The sequence below is a fragment of the Cellulomonas citrea genome (assembly GCF_009829685.1).
Lineage (GTDB): Bacteria > Actinomycetota > Actinomycetes > Actinomycetales > Cellulomonadaceae > Cellulomonas > Cellulomonas citrea.
Map to the genome: position 1 here is coordinate 1 of NZ_VWSD01000323.1, position 866 is coordinate 866.

At 76.6% G+C, this 866-nt stretch carries 1 protein-coding gene; it reads left to right on the forward strand.

What is annotated here, in order from left to right; genetic code table 11:
• Positions 1-866, forward strand: an 866-nt coding sequence (locus F2B26_RS16480; RefSeq protein ID WP_159811165.1) for an amidohydrolase family protein, incomplete at both ends; no start/stop codon positions are given.

Consider the following 866-nt stretch of genomic DNA (forward strand, 5'->3'; position numbering starts at 1 on the left):
CTGCACTGTGCGTGGGCGTCGACCGCGGGGCTCGCGCTGCTCGGCGCGACCGGGCACCCGACGGGGGTGCTGCGCGAGCGGGAGTGGATGGGCGTCATGGGCGTCCTGGACCAGGTGAGCGAGGCCGAGGCCGATGCGGCGGTCGCCCGCGCCCTGCAGGCGGCCGCGGCGCGCGGTGTCGTCGGGCTGGTGGACGTGGAGATCGCGGACAACGTGAGCGTCTGGCGGCGGCGGCCGGTGCCCGCCGTCCAGGTGCGGGCCGGGGTCTGGGAGCAGTACCTCGACCGTGTGGTGCACGAGGACCTGGCGACCGGCGACCGGCTGGCGCCACGGGTCACCCAGGGACCGCTCAAGGTGATCGTCGACGGGTCGCTCAACACCCGCACCGCCTGGTGCCGCGACGTCTACCCCGGCACCGACGACCACGGCGTGCTGTCCGTGCCGCCCGAGCACCTGCGGGTGCTGCTGGCCTCGGCCACCCGGCACGGGCTGGCGGCCATGGTGCACGCGATCGGCGACGGCGCCCTCGACGTCGCGCTGGACGCGATCGAGGCGGCCGGTGCGCGCGGTTCGGTGGAGCATGTCCAGCTGCTCGCCCCGGGGCAGGCCGAGCGGCTGGCCAGGCTCGACGTGGTCGCCGGGGTGCAGCCGCGGCACCTCGTCGACGACCGCGACGTCGCCGACCGGGTGTGGGCCGACCGCACCGACCGGGTCTACGCCTACCGGACCCTGCACGAAGCGGGGGTGCCGCTGGCCTTCGGCTCGGACGCCCCGGTCGCCACGCTCGACCCGTGGCTGGCGCTCGACGCCGCGGTCTGGCGCACCGGCGACGACCGCGAGCCGTGGCACGGTGCGCAGCGCCTCGA